Here is a 19,290-nt window from a genome sequence, read left to right as displayed (position 1 = left end):
GTCACCTGTTCCCTGCTATAAGATTAAAGACTCCCAAGTTACAGGTTTTCGAGAGATGACAAGGAACGGCATCGGTATTCGCACGGCGCAAGCGCGTTCTGAACGGCTTACAGGTCAAATTCACGTATATGACGGTTTGGGCAAAGGTAAATCTCAAGCGGCTTTAGGGGTAGTTTTGCGCTCGATTGGCTTGGGGATAAATGCACCAAGCAATTCTAATCGCGTATTACTGCTGCGGTTTTTAAAAGGGCCGGAACGTGATTATGATGAAGATGGAGCGATCGCAGCTTTGCAGCGTGGTTTTCCACATTTAATAGATCAAGTACGGACTGGGAGAGCGGAATTTTTTGGCCCAGAAGAAATAACAGCTTATGACCGTGCAGAAGCATTGCGGGGTTGGGATGTAGCTAAAGGTGCGATCGCTTCTGGTTTATATTCGGTAGTAGTCTTAGATGAACTCAACCCAGTTCTAGATTTGGGTTTGCTACCAGTAGATGAAGTGGTGCGAACATTACAATCTAAACCCCAGGAATTGGAAATCATTGCCACAGGACGCGGCGCACCAGCAAAGTTGCTCGATATTGCAGATTTACACTCGGAAATGAAACCCCAACACCACCCCACAGCTAAACAGCTATTACTTGAGGGGATAGAAATTTATACAGGTGCAGGTAAAGGTAAATCTACTAGTGCTTTGGGTAAAGCATTACAGGCAATTGGTAGAGGTATTAACCATCCTGGTTCTACCCGCGTGTTAATTATGCAATGGCTTAAAGGTGGTAGCGGTTATACAGAAGACGCAGCGATCGCAGCATTGCAACAATCTTACCCGGAAGTGGTAGATCATCAACGTTGTGGTCGAGATGCCATTGTTTGGCGCAATTCCCGCCAAGAATTAGACTATGTAGAAGCCGAACGCGGTTGGGAAATTGCCAAAACTGCGATCGCATCTGGGTTGTATAAAACCATCATCTTAGATGAACTCAACCCGACTGTAGATTTAGAACTTCTGCCAGTAGAACCCATCGTTCAAGCCTTACTCCGCAAACCCCGCGACACCGAAATTATTATTACTGGGCGTTGTCAACAGCAACCAGCTTACTTTGATTTAGCTAGTATTCACTCTGAGGTATACTGCCACAAACACTATGCAAATCAAGGTGTCGAACTCAAACGCGGAGTAGATTTTTAAGATGGATAATACTAATGTTTTAGATTGGGTAACAGGCGGATTGGCGATCGCAATATTGGTTGGTGGTATTTTGATGATGTTTACAACTATATTTACCACCAAGAACAAGTGATTACTTTATACACAGCACCGCCTTTGTGGGGACTACCCAGCTTTAGTCCAGCTTGCATGAAGTTGGAAACTTGGTTTCGCATGGCCAAGCTGGATTATCAAACTGATACAGCAGTTAATTTAGAAATCGCCCCCAAAGGCAAAATTCCGTTTATTGAATACCAAGGAAAGCTCATAGGTGATTCTACCTTAATCATTGAGATGTTTAAGTCTGAAGCTGGAATAGATTTAGATGCAGACTTAACACCTATTGAGCGAGCCATTTCCTTAGCTTTTCGCCGGATGATTAAAGAGAATATCTACTGGGGAGAAGTTTACATCCGTTATCAAGTACCAGAAAATTGGCAAGTTTACCGTGAAGTCTTATTTAATGCCATGATTGGAAGTGTTTCAGCAGAAGAATGTCAAGCGATTGTTGAAGAAGTTTACAACATTGCTTGCACTCAACTCTACAATCACGGCATGGGTCGTCATAGCGATCAAGAAGTTTATCAAATTATTACTGCTGATTTTCAAGCACTTTCAGATTTTTTAGCTGACAAACCATATTTTATGGGAGATAAACCTACAACTGTAGATGCAACTGCTTATGCTTATGTAGGTAATTTAATTAAGCCTCCCTTGGGACATCCAATCGTTGATTATGTACTGCAATTAGATAACCTCTGTCAGCATTATGAGCGTATGCATCAGCAGTTTTTTAGTGATTTAGGGAAATAATTTTTCTCACGCATAGACGCAGAGGAACAAAAAAGAATTTTGTTGATGGCTAGGCGAGTAGCTTTTAAGCAACATAGAGAATTTTCTTTCTTAATTTGAAGTTAAAAGCTAGACAGGGCAGGACATTTGAGAGCCATTACCGCATAACTTCCTTGCTCGGTCGCGGCTTTCAGATTTGCGGAGGCTCGTAGTTTCGTAGATATTAAGACAAAAAACAATATTATCGAACCTGCTCTTTTTACGACTGCAACAGAATCAGAACTATTTCCACTTACAGTAGGGGCCTTTCTCAACAGTGCCGTCGGGCATAGTAGTATCCCAAATAATGTTGAAATGTCCATTGATAAGCATACCGATAGCCCCTTGAAAGTTGGTATCAATCAAAACAGCATATTCAAAATAGCCTATGGTAGCACCGATGAAAACAGCACTACTCGCATTCACCTGGCTCAAATTGGCTCCAGTTAAATCAGCTCCACTCAGAGTAGCCCAAGTTAGATTCGCGGAGAATAAATTGGCATCTTTCAGAATCGTTTTTACCAAACCAGCCCCACCCAAATAAGCACCGAACAGATCGGCTCCAGTCAAATCAGCCCCACTCAAATTGACTTTTTCAAGATTAGCTCCCCGCAAGCTAATACCCCGCAAATCAGCACCTTCAAGTCCAGTAATCTGACCATCAATCCCATCTCTTTCACCCATTTCGCCAACGATACGAATCAACTCAATCCCATTAAAGTTACGCTCTCCAGCTTTATAACGCTCCAACAATTTATCAGTAGTGATTCTCCATACCATAACTATTTTAATGATGTTAATCTGGTGTTTACTTAGGACAGTATGAATTTAAAAGCACTTACAGTAAAGTATTTAGTTCTAAACTAACCTACATGAGCGATCGCCGTTGGATGTCGTCATATATGGGAATTACGACATTGAGCTAAAAGGTCGAAGATTAAGAATAAAAGTATAATATTTTACTATAAGTAAGAAAATTACTAAGTATATGCTGGAATTTAATATCCAGCCACAGGCTGGTGGATGGTTTATTTTCCCAGAAAATGTTAGTTGCGAAATATATCAACCGCTTGACTATCCATCAAAAATAATTGAGGGGCGTGATGTTTGCCATATTGAAGTTTGTGGCTGTGAAGTCTCATTTTCCTATGAAATGCACGGCATTCATGTTGTTTTTGAGTCGGGTATCATAACAGAAGAAACAGCTTTTGCAATTGTTACATCAATCAGTAATCGTTTAGCAACCATCACAGGACAGCCAACTGTTATGTATGAAAGTTAGGTACAAACTAAGGGATGGTACATCACGTAATAAGAATATTTTTGGCGAAAATTACTTCTAAAACGTGTCTTTAACTGGTAAGTAAAAAGTAAGAAAATCAAATAACTAGCCACTGTAAAACCATAATGGCTACCTAATTATATGAGGAGCGACCGCATACCTTGATTGCTCGTTAATGGTTCCCACAATTGTGCCAAGTAGAAATCAAATTATGACTTTGAAAACAATGATTTGGGAAGAACTGCTGCAACGTTATGCTGATGGCGAGCGGGATTTTAGAAAGATCCACCTGGTCTTCGATGAGTACGAGCGGGATGAGAGCAAAGAGGCTAGGTTCGATAAGTCCGGCGACCCTATCATGCGCCCAGGTGTTAAGGAAGGGTGTTTGCGTGGAACTAATTTGAGTGGGGTAGATTTCCGAGGTTCCAATTTGAGAGCCATTCGGATGTACTGCCAAGGCTTGATTCTCTGTCATGCCAATTTGTCGAAGCTGGATTTGAACTATTTCTTGTTCATGGGTAGCAACCTGAGCGGGGCAAACCTGAGTGGAGCAAATATCTTCCACGCTGATTTCCTTCGTGCTAATTTGAGTGGAGCTAAATTGGACAGAGTTATTGCCTCTGATGCTTCCTTCACTAGTGCTAATCTCACTAGTGCCAGCTTCATCAAAGCTACTTTGACTAACACCCACTTTGGTGGAGTTGATTTGACCAATGTTAATTTCAGGAATGCTAGAAACGCTTACTTCCCGGAGGCTATTCTCAAAGACACCATCATGCCAGATGGTAGTTTGAGAAGTAGCTAGATTTGCCTATAATTCATCTACGAATGCTAATATCAAGCAATAGTTTGGAAAGATTTATTTAATCTCAGCCAATTGCGTTCGCGTTGATTTCGACCGAGCAACTGACTTGCGAAACAAAAGCAGTGATCGCCCAGGCTGAGGAGCGACTGCATAATAGAGATGCGAAGAAAAGGCTCTCAAAAGCATTGATTTCGCTTGGACAAGATAAACAAAGTAAGAAATACTGAATTAAATTTTCTTACTTCAGAGCTTTGACGAGTATTTTAGCTATGTGCTGCTAAGAAGTGATGCAACATCATTACATAAATTTCTAAAGCTAGAGAACAGATAAATTGCTACCTACGCTCTAGTCTGATATCAGGAAAAAAGAGTTCGATAAACTCAGGGAAGAAGTTAGTAAGCAGTTCTTTGAACAGGTGAGCATGATCAATCATGACGAGATTTTACCGAATTTCTTAAGACTGTCGGGAAAAGCAAAAGGTTGTTAAAATCTACTTCACAATGCGCGTGATGTACCATTTGAATGGTACAAATGGGAAAAGCAATTCCCAGCATCCGCAGCATCAAGATAAACTTGTATAGTAAAACACGCCTACAGCCTAAAACGATGAAAGCATCTGCTAAGTTCGACTTTGAGGACGAGAAATTTAACGCACCCCCTTCTCAAGTCATTCCCTGGTGTCAGATGATTAATCCTCGGTATGGCACTGATGGTATGCAGCCTTATGGTCTGGCCATTAAACTAGATAATGCCAATGCTGTGGGTTTTCAGCCTGATGAAAATTGGCAGCAGGTGGAGCATGAATTTAGCTCTGGTGTCGAAACGGTTTTTATCACCACTACTCCACGTTTGGTGATAGTTCGCCGAGGTCCTTTGTCAGTTAAAGACCGAGAAACTGGAACTAAATTAGGTACGCTGAAAGACAATTATGATGCTTTTTTAGCCGATAAACTTAAGTTTAAAACTTTTACTCGCTATTTAATTTTTTTAGTAGATGAAAAGAAAAAGTTTTTGCATGAATTACCATTACAACTAACTTTAAATGGTGCAGCCGGAGCTAGTTTTAGCAAAACTTATTGTGAATTTCAGCAAGGCAAAGTTGTTAGTGGTTTTGTTTATGAACTAGAGCGAGCTTATGCTGTATATCGTAAGCAACCTGTAACACCCAAAGGCCCATTATTTCACGCACATGGAATTTTTGCGCCAATCATTGAGTGCGAAGAAAGAGGCATAGAACCTAATACGGTGCTGGTTGCTTCAACTGTAGATTATCAACATCCGACAGTTGGAACTTTGACACAATATCTGATTGCTTCTGATGCGCCAGAATCAGCAATTATTTGCAAATATTTTGAAGAGTACAAGGAGTTTGGCAAGGAACCTGTAAGAACAGAAACTACGAGCAAAATGCCGATCGCAGCAGGAGTTTCTAGTTCTTACATTTATGCTGATGAAGATGATTTTGCTTATCCACCATATTAGGTGGGAGTGCTGAGTGGGAAGTGGGAAGAGGAAACGAGGCAGGGCGCAAGGGAGAAATCTTGCTCTCGGTTTCCCCCTATTCCCGACTCCCGACTCCCTATTCACTAGTTTTTTAATAACAAGTAATAGAGTGAACCATTGCCGCCTGTAATCCCGGCGCGATCGCCTGCTAGTTTCCCAGTTCCCATAAAATAATCTACACGCCCTGGCCCTTTAATCGCACTGCCAGTATCTTGATCGAGTACAAAGCGGCTGACAGTTCGAGGCTGTAATTTGCCACCAGTAAGATAGGGGAATGAACCATTAATCAGTGCTAGTGCGCCTGGAGGCATAAGAGATTTATCAGTAGCAATAGAACGTTCTGCTGTCACTGGCACATTCAGGCTACCAGTAGCTTTTCTCCCCGCAACTTCTTTGAAGAAAACAAAACGTTCCCAGCGCGGTAAATAATTACTTAACTCTAAAGGATTTTGCCGGAAGAAGCTGATCAGTTTCGGCATAGTTAATCCTTCTAGCGGCAGTTTGCCGTCTTTGGCTACTTCTTTGCCGATACTAGTCCAAGGATAATCGGTTCCGCCAGCATAACCAACAGCAGTTGTTTTGCCATTGGTTAACCTAATTTGAGCAGAACCTTGGATATGTACCATGTATGCGTCTAAACGATCGCGGAACCACAGCATTTCCAAACCGCGCAACTGGCTTTTATTTCCCAGCAAACCGTCTTTACCTTCCAAATCAATACGTTTTGGGTGAGGTTTCGCCCACTTGTCGAAATCCGGAGGTAGTCGATAAAGGGGATACTTATATATAGAAGTTCTGATACGGCTTGCTTGATAAACAGGCTCGTAATAAGCAGTAAATTTAACAGTACCCTTGCCGTCATTGCCCACAGACTTGTAAAACACAAACTCCCGTTTGACGGCCGCTTGTAGTTGTGCAGGGGATTTTGAACTGGCTACTAATTGCCGGAAACGCACCAAACTCCGACGCACGCGATCATAGGTAATCCCTGGCACAGGATAATTTTGATATGCTGCGATCGCTTTATCTTTGGTTAAGTAACTCAAACTGTTGTCAATGGAAGCTAACAAAGCTTTGCGATCGCCCGCTTTGCCCTGACGATAGAAAAGTTGCTCATCCCAACCCAAGCAAGTCTGCACAGGGGTACAACCACTCCCGATGTCAAACGGTTCGAGTGGTAATTGTGTCTCCTGCGGTGTGCTTGGCTGTGTTGGCTGCGGCACTGGCAACGGTATTGTAATTGTAGGAACTTGAGCAACAGCTGGCCAAATCGCATTTACAAAGGCCATTCCCAGACTCAAAGAAGCCAAAGCAAGGGTTTTTCTCATCATTTAGTCAAATCTTTCAACACTAGAGCTAAACAGTGGTTCTACCCGAATTGCGACAATCCGGGATGGGCGCACAACCATATACTCTCCCTGAATATTCTTAATTGGTACACTAATAAAGTCATTCGAGCTAGACTTAGGTACTAGTTCGCCACTATACCATTTTTGAAATTCTTGAATAGTTGGAAACCTGACTTCTTCACGATGACCAGTTTCCAACAGGAGGTGTACAGCGTATTCATTGGGTGTTCTAGGCATAAAGTTGAATCATTATAAATTAGTTCAACTCATGTTAACCACGACACCCCAGAATGAAAAGGGTAAGCATACGGGAACAAGAAAAGGTTTCTCTTGAGTTTTGCATTAATCACCCATGACGCATAATACCAATTTGTAATGACGCGACGCTCCTGCGTCGCTAACGCTTCGCTATCACAGGCTCGCTACCGCTTCGCTAATGTAATTCATAATTCGTAATTAAGATGCGTTAGATATGGCATGGTTTTCGGGGTTTGAATCTGTTGCCTCATTTTAAAGAATTGGTCTAACTCCATTAGTCTTGACTTTTATGTTCACTCTAGACGGGCAAGACTTTCAGCAGTTCCTAAAAGAAGATTATAGAAAGTGAAACGGTAAGACAAAGTGCTTTGCACCCTTGCGCTCGTTGGATAGTTCAACAATGGCATTCTTGTGAATGCCAACTAGCCTTGGGAATGGATGCTATCGGCAGTTGATTTACAATCTTGGCAATTAGCGTGTTGATTCTTGGATGTGCGGTACCAGTGGCGTGGAAAGTGGTGAAAGCCAATCAACCAAGAGTGACCACAACTTGGGTGATTCCTGCAAAAAGATAAATATTTGCACTGAAGACAGTTGAATCTAACACTCGTTACATTCAAGTATCGAGGCTTAACTAATTAATTAGTCAAATAATGATCTAGCTAGGCAGAATAACAATAACAGTCAAACAATACAGCGATTTTAATCGTATTGAAAAATGGCTCAAGATTTATGGGTAGGGATTTGAATGTGAAAAGAGAATCAATAATTAACCATAAGCAAAGACAGCAAATAATTTTTAAATCTGGCAGAAAAACACTGCAACATTTAACATTAGGCTTTATTCTTACAGCAGTAATTTGCAACCATCAAGCGATCGCCCAAACCCCTCATCCTCAAACATTACCACCTGGGCGCATAGAAGAGCTTCCAGCCACACCTTTACCTTCAGATGTGTTACCACAGCCATCAGAGCAAAATCAATTACTTCCTTCGCCACAAATACCAGAGCAACCAACTTCGGCAGAGGATGATCCTAATGCTAAATTTCGAGTTGAGCGCATTGAAATTGTTGGCAGTACAATCTTCAAACCAAAAGATTTTGCCCCAATTACAGATCCCTTTGTAGGCAGAGAAATATCTTTTGCCGAGTTGTTGCAAGTTAAAGATGCTATCAGCAAGCTCTATACTGATCAAGGTTATGTAACTACTGGGGCTTTAATTACACCGCAGATAGTAGAAACTGGAGTCATTACAATTCAGGTAGTCGAAGGCAGTTTACAAGAAATTAAAATTGTTGGTAATCAGCGATTGCGTAGTCAATATATTCGATCGCGCATTCGGCTTGGTGCTGGTAAACCTTTGAATGTACCGCGCTTAATAGAAAAACTGCAACTACTCCGCCTCGATCCGCGCATTAAAAACTTATCAGCAGAGTTACAGATGGGTGTGCGTCCAGGAACAAATATATTACAAGTTGAAGTTCAAGAAGCCGATACTTTCTCGCTCACAACAACTCTAGATAATGGGCGATCGCCTAGTGTCGGCAGTTTTCGTCGGGGTGTAGATCTGCAAGAAGCAAATTTACTAGGGTTGGGTGATACGCTCAGTGTCGGATACGCCAATACTGATGGCAGTAATACCATCAATCTCAATTACACACTGCCGATTAATGCTCGCAATGGCACTGTCTGGTTGGGTTTTAACCAAGGGTGGAACCATGTAATTGAAGAACCATTCAGCGTCCTTGATATTCAGTCAAATACCAAATCTTACGAATTCGGTTATCGGCAACCGTTAGTGCAGAAGCCCAATCAGGAATTAGCAGTAGGGCTATTGTTCTCACGCCAAGAAAGCCAAACTCAGTTAGGTCTAGATCATATTGGTGGGTTTCGTTTATCGCCGGGTGCAGATGCGGAGGGAAGAACCAATATTTCTGCCTTGCGCCTTACCCAAGAGTATACCCAACGTAGCAATCAACAAGTTTTCGCCGCGCGATCGCAATTCAGCGTTGGGGTAGATTGGTTCGATGCTAATGTTAATCATGACGCTCCAGATAGCCGTTTTTTTGCTTGGCGGGGACAAACACAGTGGGTGCGACAGTTTGCACCAGACACTTTGTTTTTAGCCAGAGGTGATTTACAACTAGCAGCAGATTCCCTAGTACCTTTAGAGCAATTTGGTCTTGGTGGACAGTTAAGTGTGCGGGGCTATCGCCAGGATGCATTATTGACAGATAATGGCATATTATTTTCGGCTGAATTCCGGTTGCCGATTGTGCGTGCTGCCAAACTGGGAGGAGTTCTGCAACTGACACCCTTTATTGATGTGGGCAAAGGCTGGAATGCCAAGGGCAACAATCCATCACCTAGTACCTTAGTGGGTGGTGGGTTAGGACTGCTATGGCAACAGAATGATAAATTATCAGCAAGGCTAGATTGGGGCATTCCACTGATATCGATAGATGGTGAAAAGCGATCGCTGCAAGAGAATGGGCTATATTTCTCACTCAGGTATTCGCCATTTTAAAGGACGTTCAGTAGACAAGAAAACTTAGACAATCAAAGACTTTTAACTCTGTCACCTGTCACCTGTCACCTATGATCTATCCCCTGCTATAAAACAGTTGATGGTGTTTCAGCCCAACATCATTTTGGGAATCCTATCTATATATTGATATTGATGGGAACTCGGTGATGAAAGCACCCTCTGTTTGCTGGAATTTGGTTAATGCAATTTTGACAGGAGGAATATTCCTCTGGTGTGGTTTTGCCAACGCTCAGGTCACGTCAGATGGCACCCTCAACACCACCGTCTCCCAAAGTAGTAATAAATTCAATATCACTAACGGTAGTGCCGCTAATAGTAACTTATTTCACAGTTTCCAGCAATTTTCTATTCCTACCGGCACTTCAGCCATTTTTGATTTAATCAACACGCCTAATATATCCTCTATATTCGCTCGTGTTACAGGAGGTAGCATTTCTCACATTGATGGCACAATTCAAACCATCAACAATATTAATCCTGTGAGCCTATTTTTGCTCAATCCCAGTGGCATGATCTTTGGGCCTAATGCCCAACTGAATATTAGTGGATCGTTTGTTGGTACAACTGCAAATAGCCTCAAATTTGCTGATGGGGTGGAGTTTAATGCTACCAACACCACAGCAAATCCTGTGTTGACGATGAGTGTACCAGTTGGCTTGCAGTTTGGGCAGAACCCCACAGTAGGTGGCATCGCAGTCCACAACTCCATCAATGGGGTTTCCCAAACTCCACTAGGCTTACAGGTAAATTCAGGTCAAACCCTTGCTTTAGTGGGCAATGAAATTAACTTAGCAGGTGGTGTTCTAAAAACAGTAAATGGTGCCATCGAACTTGGTAGTGTCCAGTCAGGAGAAGTTCGCCTAACAGAAGTGGCTCAGGGATGGAAATTTGACTATTCCAATAGTGGTCTGAGTGATATCCAATTGACTAAGCAGGCACAGTTATCTGGTTCTGGGATTGGAAGTAGTGCGATTCAAATGCAGGGTAAAAATATCAGCATTTTAGAAGGTTCATCTGTGATCACTCAAAATCTAGGTGGTCTGTCATGGGATCGGATTAATATTAATGCCACAGAGTCGTTCACCATCACCGGAACAAACCCAACAGGAGAGACAAGCAGCCGATTAGCCAGCTACACAATCGGAACAGGGCAGGCTGGAGACATTACCATCTCAACTGGGCAACTATTGTTGCGGGATGGAGGGCAAATCAAGTCTCAAAATTTAGGAGCAGGACAGAGTGGAAATATCATAGTTAAGGCTACCGAATCTATCTCAGCCAATGGATTTAATCCTGCCAATCCTTCAATCATGACATCGATTCTGACAAGTTCAGCCGGTTCTGGAAAAGCAGGAAACGTTACCCTTTCCACCCAAAATCTTACAGTTGCCAACGGTGCTACGATTGGGTCAACGGCTTTGAGAACAGGCGATGGTGGTAATGTTCAAATTGATGCCTCAGACTCGATAGATGTTGCTGGAATTAATCACCTAACATTTCTCCCTAGTACTGTGTCCTCATCAACCGTAGGCAGTGGCAATGCTGGAAATCTCACCATTACAACTACAAGATTAACAGTACGAGATGGCAGTTTAGTTACCTCCTCGACTGGAGCAGTTGGCAATGCAGGCAATGTCAAGATTGTAGCTTCAGACTTGATCGAGGTGAGCGGCACATCTGGCAATAATATGTTGAGTAGCAGCATTGGCTCGAATGCACTACAACTCGATGCTGTCACTCGTGCAACTTATGGGCTACCCGAATTTCCTAGTGGTAATGCAGGAGGGGTAACGATCATGACACCTTTATTGCGCGTTACAAATCAAGGTGACATCGGAGTAAAAAATGAAGGTACGGGCAATGCAGGTAATTTCGAGGTTCATGCTGACTCAATTCTGCTGAATAATCGTGGAACGATTTCCGCAGCGACGCAATCGGGCAACGGCGGAAACTTAGTTCTCAATGCCCAACAACTTTTGCTAATGCGCGATAATAGCAAAATTTCTGTTGAAGCTAAAGGGGTTGGCGATGGTGGTAATATCACGATTAACGCTCCTGTAATCTTGGGTTTAGACAACAGCGACATTTCGGCTAACGCCGTGTTGGGCAGCGGTGGTAATATCCAAATCACTACTCAAGGCATCTTTGGTTTGCAGTTCCGCGACCAACTCACTCCAGAAAATGACATCACCGCCAGTTCGCAATTTGGGGTGAGTGGTATGGTTCAAGTTAATACTGTTGGTGTTGACCCAAATTCCGGCTTAGTTGAACTGCCAGCAAATGTCACAGATTCATCCCAACAAATTGTTACCGGCTGTTCTAATAATACTGGTAGTAGTTTTATGGCAACAGGACGGGGTGGTGTGCCGCAAAATCCTACACAAGAAGTCAGGAGCGATCGCACTTGGTCTGATATCCGCGATCTCTCTGCTTACCGCAAAATACAGAAAGTACAAGCACAAATACCAGTACCCCCAGAAACTCTTATCCAAGCTACTTCCTGGCATCGCAATCCTGACGGCAAAATTGAACTAATTGCAGATAAATCTCCCTCTCAGGTGCAACCATCTTTAAATTGTGCTGCTGTGCCTCAGAGTTAATTTGGCACAGAAATCTCTAATGCTTAGTGCAATTCTCCCAACGCTCAAATAGCCTATTTGTTGCTGGTGTTACAAACAATATCATTGTGGGAATCCTATTAAAGGATGTATAAAGTGCGACTCATAAATGAAATTATTCTCTAATTGTTGGGGTGTGGTGAATCGAATCTGGGCAGGTTCTCTACTGCTTTCAGGAATCATCTTATTTTGGCAAAGCTATGCCCATGCTCAAGTTACCTCTGATGGCAGCCTCAACACCACTGTCCTTCAGAGTGGAAAAGATTTTACCATCACTAATGGTCACACCGCAGGCAATAATCTTTTTCACAGCTTCAGCCAATTCTCTGTGCCTAGCGGAGGCTCGGCATTTTTCAACAATGCCGCCACTATCGAGAATATTTTTGCGCGAGTCACTGGCAGTAATGCATCCAATATTGACGGTTTGATTCGTGCAAACGTTACTGCCAACCTGTTTTTGCTCAACTCAGCCGGGATTGTATTTGGCCCCAATGCTCAGTTGAATATTGGTGGTTCTTTTGTTGCCAGCACTGCCAACACTGTTATTTTTGCCGACGGAACGAAGTTTGGCATCATCGATACAACCTCGCCGCCTTTATTAACCATGAGTGTGCCTGTGGGGTTGCAATTAGGAGCCAATGCTGGTTCCATTACGGTGCAAGGCTCAACCGTAGCCAATTCCTTTTTTAGACCGCCCACACTGTCGTTGACTCCGAATCAAACTTTAGCCCTGGTAGGTAGTCAAATCAATGTTGATAGTGCTAAAGTATCGGCTCCGGATGGACGGATTGAGTTGTGGGCAGTGCGGGATGCTCAGGTGACAATCAACAATCAAACACCCTGGGAAATAACAAATTCTGCGGCTACGGCTGATTGGGGTACTATTACCTTGCAGCAAGCTTCATCAGTCGATGCCAGTGGAATCAATGGGGGAGCAATCAACATCCGGGGACGTGGGCTGACCGTGCAAGAGGGATCAAATATTAGTTCTAGTACATTGGCAGGACAAGGTAAGGGCATCACCGTCCAAACTACAGACTTTGTTGATTTGCTGGGAGTCTCTCTTCCAGGACAATTTAATTCTAGTGTTGGGACTTCTGTAGGTAGCTTTTTTGCACCTCCAGCAATCGGGCGAGCTGGAGATGTGACAGTTGAAACCGGGCGCTTACGCTTGAGCAATGGAGCTTGGCTTCAGTCGTCCTCTTACAGTAACAATTCTAGAGCAGGAGATGTCACGGTTCGAGCTGCGGATGTAGAGGTGGTAGGAGTTAATCCATTTCTTGAGTCCATACCTACTTCCATTACCACCACTCTTTTTAGTGGCACTAACAATGAGAGTGGAAAGATTAGCATCGAGGCAAATCGGGTACGTGTGCTAAATGGTGGCATTATCACTACAGCTCTTGTGAACATTAACCCTGCCTCCTCTCTCACAGGCAAGTCTGGAGATATATCAATCCGAGCAACTGAGAGTCTTGAAATATCAGGATACACACCTGTAAAACTGCTGTCTGGAGTGAGTACAGCAATTACGCCCTTTGCAGAAGGACAAGCAGGAAACATCATGATCGATGTTGGACTTTTGAAACTTTCTAACGGTGGAACTGTCCGAAGTAATTTATCAGGAAAGGGTAAAGCGGGAAACATCACTATTCAGGCAAAGAAAGTGGCAGTCAGTGAGCCAGAACTTGATGTGATCAGCAACTTACCTGGTGGCATTACTGTTTCTGTAGGTAATAAAGCAGTAGGCTCCGGTGGAAATATCACTATAGCGGCAAACAGCTTACGTGTTTTCAATGGAGGACAGATCACCTCTTCCAGCCAGGGTCAGGGATCTGCGGGCAATATCAACCTACAGGTTAAAACCATTGATGTGCAAGGTGTTTCTCCATCTCCCCTCAATGGACAATATTTCAAGAGTGCAATCACGGCATCCTCAACAACAACCTTTGCGGCTGGCTCAGTGAATATTACAACTGACAGCTTAAGTGTTCGTGATGGAGCAGAAATCACCGTCAGCAATTCAGGTACTGGGGATGCAGGCAACCTTAACATTAACGCTCAGAGTATCTTCCTCGATAATGGAGCCAACCTCAGAGCCGGAGTGAATGGAGGCAATCGTGGTAACATCCGTCTGGGGGCAAGTGATTTTCTCTTATTGCGGCATGGCAGTCAAATCATGACTGATGCTCTTGGTGCTTCCATAGGGGGCAATATTGCAATCAATGCTGGGTCTATTGTTGCTGTGCCAACAGAAAACAGCGACATTTCGGCGAATGCTGTATTAGGAAGCGGTGGTAACATCCAAATTACCACTCAGGGCATCTTCGGATTGCAGTTTGGTGACCAACTCACAGCCAAGAGTGACATCACCGCCAGTTCCCAATTTGGGGTGAGTGGCACTGTGCAAGTTAATACTGTTGGTGTTGACCCCAATTCTGGTTTAGTGGAATTACCAGCAAATATCACTGACCCATCCCAGCAAATTGCTACTGGTTGTTCTAAGACAAATGGCAGTAGTTTTGTGGCGACGGGACGGGGTGGCGTGCAGCAAAATCCTACACAAGAAGTCAGCAGCGATCGCACTTGGTCTGATATTCGTGATATCTCTGCATTCCGCAAAACACAGTCAGTAAAAGCTCAAATCCCTACATCATCAGAAGTTATTGTTCAAGCTACATCTTGGCATCGTAACGCCCAAGGTCAAGTTGAGTTAGTTGCAGTACCATCTCCTACTCAGGTGCAACCACATTTAACCTGTGCTGCTGTGCCTGAGATTTAAGTGCAGTTCTCCCAACGCTCAAATAGTTCCCTGATTCTGGTTGGTGTTAAGAACAATACTATTAAGGGAATTCTAAATTAAGTATAAAACGCGACTCAATTATGAAATTACCTCCTGTGGGATTGGGTTTGGTGAACCGAATTGTGGCAGATTCTAGGTTATTGAATTTCCAAATTAAACAACGACGTTGGCTGTATATCAGTTTGAGTATTTTGAGCTTGTGTTTGGCAGTGACCGTTACACCTGCTAAAGCATTTGAGCAAATACCCACAACTTCTACTGTCAATGTTGCATCGACTGCGGAATCTAACAATTGGTTGGAACAGGGACGAAACCTCTATCAATCAGGACGCTTTACAGAAGCAGCGTCGATGTGGCAAACAGCAGTACAAAAATATCATCTTCAAGGCGATGCCTCCGGCAACGTCAAGGACGAACGCATTAACGAAGCCCTAAGTTTAAGTTATCTCTCATTAGCGCAACAAGAACTCAATCAGTGGGAAGTAGCGAAACAGTCTATCGAACAAAGTGTAAAAATTTTGCAAACTGCTAAACCCTCTGCTGATGCAATTATCTGGGCGCAAATACTGAATACTCAAGCAAATATACAACTACGTACTGGCAAAGCTGAAACCGCCCTAGAAATTTGGCAACAAGCTCAAAAATATTATGAGCAAGCAGGCGACAAAATAGGCAGCTTAGGCAGTCAAATTAACCAGGCACAAGCCTTACAAAGTTTGGGATTTTACCGTCGCTCGAAACAACAGCTAGAGGCGTTGACGCAAAAGCTTGCAGGAATGCCAGATTCGGAAATCAAAGTTAGTGGGTTGCGATCGCTGGGTTTAGCTTTACACGCGATCGGTGATGCTAGAAGTCAGGAAGTTTTAGAACAAAGTTTAGCTACAGCCAACAAAATTGCCGCTAAAACTCAGTTAAGTTCTATTCTGGCGAGTCTAGGAAAAATTGCTTCTGACTTTCAAGACCCAGAAGCCGCATTAAATTACTTTGAAGATGCCCAAACAGCTGCTACCAACCCGAATGAAGCTTTACAAGCTCGTTTAGCTCGGTTCAAATTATTAGTGGATTACGACAAACTAGAATATGCTATTCCCCTCGCACCGCAATTACGACAACAGTTGTCAGAACTACCACCCAGTCATAGTTCCCTAAATGCAGCAATTAATTTTGTAGCCACCTTAAATCGGTTAGAAAATCCTGAGCGAGTTTTACCAAGTAAAGATTCGGCACAACTGATGGCAGACACAGTGAAGTCTGCTCAAGATATTCAGGATGGAACCGCCCAAGCATATGCCTTGTATCAGTGGGCAGAACTCTACCGTCGCAAAAATCAGTGGACTGAGGCCAAGGAACTAGCCGAGAAATCCCTCAATATTGCCCGTCAACTCCAGGCTGATAATCTTATTGCTCAATCAGCATGGCTCTTAGGCAAGTTAGATAAGCAACAAGGCAATCACCAAGCAGCAATTACAGCCTATACAGAAGCAGTTAAGTCATTAAAGGCACTGCGAGGAGATATGGTTGCCGTTAATCCTGATGTGCAATTTTCTTTCCGCGAAAGTGTGGAACCTGTCTATCGGGAACTGGTAGGTTTACTTTTGGATGAACAACCAACCCAGGCTGCATTAACGCAAGCGCGAGAATTAATTGAATCACTGCAAATTGCTGAACTGGATAACTTTTTCCGTGAAGCTTGTTTAGATAAAGCGCAGCAGATTGACAAAGTTGACCCCAGAGCAACAGTTATTTATCCAATTATCTTAAGCGATCGCCTCGGAGTGATTCTCTCCAAAGCTGGACAACCCCTGCGTTATTATGTCACTCAAAAATCTCAAGCTGAAATTGAGCAAAGTCTAGATAATTTCCTAGTTGCGCTCAACCCAGTTTCCGACTCATCAGTACGAGAGCGATTATCTCAGCAGATTTATAACTGGCTGATTCGTCCAGCAGAAGCAGATGGAGCCTTCCGAGAAACTCAGACATTAGTATTTGTTTTAGATGGTCGGTTGCGGAACATCCCAATGACCGCCCTGTATGATGGTCATCAATATCTGATTGAAAAATATGCTGTGGCACTCTCACCAGGCTTACAACTGATGTCGGCTCACTCCCTCTCTTCAAAACACATAGATGCAATTGTCGGTGGTATTAGCCAATCTCGTAATGGTTTTAGTGCTTTGCCAGCTGTGGAATCAGAAGTGAAGCAAATCTCCCAGAAAGTGGCATCTTCGATGCTACTTAACCAAAAATTTACAACTCTTGCCTTATCAGATCGCGTCAAATCTGGTAGTGCCAATGTGGTTCACCTAGCAACTCACGGACAGTTTAGCTCCCGTCTCCAAGATACATTTTTACTTACGTGGGATGGACAAGTTAATGTGAAAGAGTTGTCCGAACTTCTCAAAAATCGTACGAGGAATTCATCAACAGCGATCGAATTATTGGTACTTAGTGCCTGTGATACTGCAACCGGTGATGATCATGCCGTTCTTGGGCTAGCTGGCTTGGCAGTCAAATCTGGTGCGCGTTCTACCATTGCCACACTCTGGCCAGTCAAAGATCAAGCAGCACAAATACTTATGACTCGCTTCTATGATCAACTGCGGCAGCCCAAAATCACCAAAGCTGAAGCACTACGACAGGCACAAATTAGCCTGATTCGCCAAACTGATTTCCACGATCCATTCTTTTGGTCTAGTTTTGTATTAGTTGGAAATTGGCTTTAATTACGTAATATTACTGTCAAAAATTAGCATTAAAAATACATAAATTTTATAGAATGTCATCCTATTTTTGTATATAAATGCTAGTATCCTTCCCTAAATTCAGTAGTATATAACAGTATTTCAGGATTTTCTTTTATCAGTGATTTTAATGTATTTTATATCACTGATTACCAAACGAGGTCAAACATGAGTAAACATCGATATTTAACTAGTGCATTGAGCATCATCGCTATAATTGCCAGCAGTACATGGGCTAGTGCCGATGCTGTAACGTTTACCCCACCAAAAGGGAATAGCGCGCCAAGACAAGCAACTGGAGGTGCTTCCCGTGGCAACCTCTTTACCCCACCTACTAAAAACAGTGCGCCAAGACAAGCAACTGGAGGTGCTTCCCGTGGCAACCTCTTTACTCCAAACAAGGGGAATAGTGCGCCAAGACAAGCAACTGGGGGAGCTTCTCGCGGCAATCTCTTTACGCCAGCCAAAGGTAACAATGCTCCCCAACAAGCATCAGGAGGTGCTTCCCGTGGCAACCTCTTCACTCCAAACAAAGGTAACAATGCTCCCCAACAAGCATCAGGAGGTGCTTCTCGCCTTGGTACATACTACTTGAATCCATCGACTGTAGCAGCAAAAGGGCCGGCAGCACTCATCGCACTTCTGCCCCAAAGCTTCTATGGGACAACAATTTCTCAACGCCCTACAATTTTGGTATATTTCCCTGCGTCTAATGCCGAAGAAGCTGTGTTCAGCCTCAAAGATGAAGCTGGCAATACACAGTATCAAATGACTATTCCCGTCGCTCATAAAGCTGGAGTAATCGCGGTCAAATTGCCAGCCGATGCACCAGCTTTAGCAGTTGGAAAAAATTACCAGTGGTTCCTAGCACTAAAAGTAGACGGAATACTCAGCCCAAGTTCCCCTTACGTGGATGGTTGGATTCAGCGTATCCAGCCTACTGCTGCACTGACAACAGCAATGCAGCAGGAAGATCTTCTCAAACGGGCAGAGGCTTTCGGCAAAAACGGGGTGTGGTATGACTGTGTAGCAACATTGGCTGCACTGCACACTGCCCAATCCAACAATGTAGCTATCATCAAGCAATGGGAAGAACTTCTCTCCTCAGTCAGCTTAAAGGATATTGCAACAGTTCCTGTAGTAGTATCTGCTAATTAGGTAGATAAGAGGCAATACGGTTCGGATCAGCATTTTGAACTCAGAATTGGTTTGGGGAAAAGGTGAGCCAGCGACGGGTACGTAGGGGAGCCACTGCGTTGGACGGGTTTCCCGGCTTGAAGCACGTGGCGTGGTTTCCACGCCAGTTCTCTCAAGTCGGCAGAGCCGCCCACGAGACTGG

The 19,290-nt window shown here is 43.5% G+C and carries 13 protein-coding genes; 10 read left to right on the top strand and 3 right to left on the bottom strand.

All coding sequences use genetic code 11. The features are described from left to right. The first annotated feature begins 55 nt into the window (after positions 1–55). Both H6G76_RS29525 and H6G76_RS29520 read left to right on the top strand, forming a co-directional pair. Positions 56–1,192: a cob(I)yrinic acid a,c-diamide adenosyltransferase gene (locus tag H6G76_RS29525; RefSeq protein WP_190709026.1), complete on the top strand. Its 1,137-nt coding sequence runs from the start codon at positions 56–58 to the stop codon at positions 1,190–1,192. Positions 1,193–1,216: 24 nt separating this feature from the next. Then, entirely contained in the window at positions 1,217–2,023 is an 807-nt protein-coding gene (locus H6G76_RS29520; RefSeq protein WP_190708992.1) for a glutathione S-transferase family protein, read from the top strand. Positions 2,024–2,284: 261 nt separating this feature from the next. On the opposite strand, the gene H6G76_RS29515 is transcribed toward H6G76_RS29520, so the two are convergent. Then, positions 2,285–2,821 (bottom strand): pentapeptide repeat-containing protein, encoded by a 537-nt coding sequence (locus H6G76_RS29515; protein WP_190708990.1) that lies wholly within the window; start codon positions 2,819–2,821, stop codon positions 2,285–2,287. Positions 2,822–3,029: 208 nt separating this feature from the next. Between H6G76_RS29515 and H6G76_RS29510 the strand changes: the two genes are divergently transcribed. From H6G76_RS29510 to H6G76_RS29500, 3 genes are all read left to right on the top strand, one after another. After that, positions 3,030–3,323: a hypothetical protein gene (locus H6G76_RS29510; protein ID WP_190708988.1), complete on the top strand. Its 294-nt coding sequence runs from the start codon at positions 3,030–3,032 to the stop codon at positions 3,321–3,323. Between the two features lie 211 nt (positions 3,324–3,534). Beyond that, positions 3,535–4,128 carry a pentapeptide repeat-containing protein gene (locus H6G76_RS29505; protein WP_190708986.1) on the top strand — a complete coding sequence of 198 codons (594 nt, stop codon included), beginning with the start codon at positions 3,535–3,537 and terminating at the stop codon, positions 4,126–4,128. Positions 4,129–4,735: 607 nt separating this feature from the next. Next, positions 4,736–5,611, top strand: coding sequence for a DUF5895 domain-containing protein (locus H6G76_RS29500; RefSeq protein ID WP_190709024.1), 876 nt, complete (start codon positions 4,736–4,738; stop codon positions 5,609–5,611). 104 nt (positions 5,612–5,715) lie between these two features. On the opposite strand, the gene H6G76_RS29495 is transcribed toward H6G76_RS29500, so the two are convergent. Continuing rightward, a complete protein-coding gene (locus H6G76_RS29495; protein WP_190709022.1) occupies positions 5,716–6,960 on the bottom strand; it encodes a murein transglycosylase A in 1,245 nt (414 codons plus the stop codon). Positions 6,961–6,963: 3 nt separating this feature from the next. Beyond that, the gene (locus H6G76_RS29490; RefSeq protein ID WP_190708984.1) at positions 6,964–7,218 is read right to left on the bottom strand and encodes a hypothetical protein; all 255 of its coding nucleotides are present in this window, start codon (positions 7,216–7,218) and stop codon (positions 6,964–6,966) included. A 753-nt stretch (positions 7,219–7,971) separates the two neighbouring features. On the opposite strand from H6G76_RS29490, the gene H6G76_RS29485 reads away from it, so the two are divergent. The 5 genes from H6G76_RS29485 to H6G76_RS29465 all read left to right on the top strand — a co-directional run bounded on the left by H6G76_RS29485 (position 7,972) and on the right by H6G76_RS29465 (position 19,109). Continuing rightward, positions 7,972–9,768, top strand: a complete 1,797-nt coding sequence (locus tag H6G76_RS29485) for a ShlB/FhaC/HecB family hemolysin secretion/activation protein (RefSeq protein ID WP_190708981.1) — start codon at positions 7,972–7,974, stop codon at positions 9,766–9,768. 167 nt (positions 9,769–9,935) lie between these two features. Then, complete coding sequence (locus H6G76_RS29480; RefSeq protein ID WP_190708979.1) at positions 9,936–12,389, top strand: S-layer family protein; 2,454 nt, start codon at positions 9,936–9,938, stop codon at positions 12,387–12,389. A 127-nt stretch (positions 12,390–12,516) separates the two neighbouring features. Further along, positions 12,517–15,189, top strand: a complete 2,673-nt coding sequence (locus H6G76_RS29475; RefSeq protein ID WP_190708977.1) for an S-layer family protein — start codon at positions 12,517–12,519, stop codon at positions 15,187–15,189. Between the two features lie 161 nt (positions 15,190–15,350). Continuing rightward, a complete protein-coding gene (locus H6G76_RS29470) occupies positions 15,351–17,933 on the top strand; it encodes a CHAT domain-containing protein (protein WP_190709020.1) in 2,583 nt (860 codons plus the stop codon). A 186-nt stretch (positions 17,934–18,119) separates the two neighbouring features. Beyond that, positions 18,120–19,109 (top strand): DUF928 domain-containing protein, encoded by a 990-nt coding sequence (locus tag H6G76_RS29465; protein WP_190708975.1) that lies wholly within the window; start codon positions 18,120–18,122, stop codon positions 19,107–19,109. The last annotated feature ends 181 nt before the right edge of the window (positions 19,110–19,290 follow it).

Source organism: Nostoc sp. FACHB-152, from assembly GCF_014697475.1.
GTDB lineage: Bacteria > Cyanobacteriota > Cyanobacteriia > Cyanobacteriales > Nostocaceae > Nostoc_B.
This window is presented reverse-complemented; position numbering and strand designations above follow the sequence as displayed.

Coding starts and splice junctions, on each gene's coding strand:
- H6G76_RS29485 (WP_190708981.1), top strand. CDS start 7,972: ATGGGTAGGGATTTGAATGTGAAAAGAGAATCAATAATTAACCATAAG.
- H6G76_RS29505 (WP_190708986.1), top strand. CDS start 3,535: ATGACTTTGAAAACAATGATTTGGGAAGAACTGCTGCAACGTTATGCT.
- H6G76_RS29480 (WP_190708979.1), top strand. CDS start 9,936: ATGAAAGCACCCTCTGTTTGCTGGAATTTGGTTAATGCAATTTTGACA.
- H6G76_RS29475 (WP_190708977.1), top strand. CDS start 12,517: ATGAAATTATTCTCTAATTGTTGGGGTGTGGTGAATCGAATCTGGGCA.
- H6G76_RS29490 (WP_190708984.1), bottom strand. CDS start 7,218: ATGCCTAGAACACCCAATGAATACGCTGTACACCTCCTGTTGGAAACT.
- H6G76_RS29510 (WP_190708988.1), top strand. CDS start 3,030: ATGCTGGAATTTAATATCCAGCCACAGGCTGGTGGATGGTTTATTTTC.
- H6G76_RS29465 (WP_190708975.1), top strand. CDS start 18,120: ATGAGTAAACATCGATATTTAACTAGTGCATTGAGCATCATCGCTATA.
- H6G76_RS29525 (WP_190709026.1), top strand. CDS start 56: ATGACAAGGAACGGCATCGGTATTCGCACGGCGCAAGCGCGTTCTGAA.
- H6G76_RS29515 (WP_190708990.1), bottom strand. CDS start 2,821: ATGGTATGGAGAATCACTACTGATAAATTGTTGGAGCGTTATAAAGCT.
- H6G76_RS29495 (WP_190709022.1), bottom strand. CDS start 6,960: ATGAGAAAAACCCTTGCTTTGGCTTCTTTGAGTCTGGGAATGGCCTTT.
- H6G76_RS29500 (WP_190709024.1), top strand. CDS start 4,736: ATGAAAGCATCTGCTAAGTTCGACTTTGAGGACGAGAAATTTAACGCA.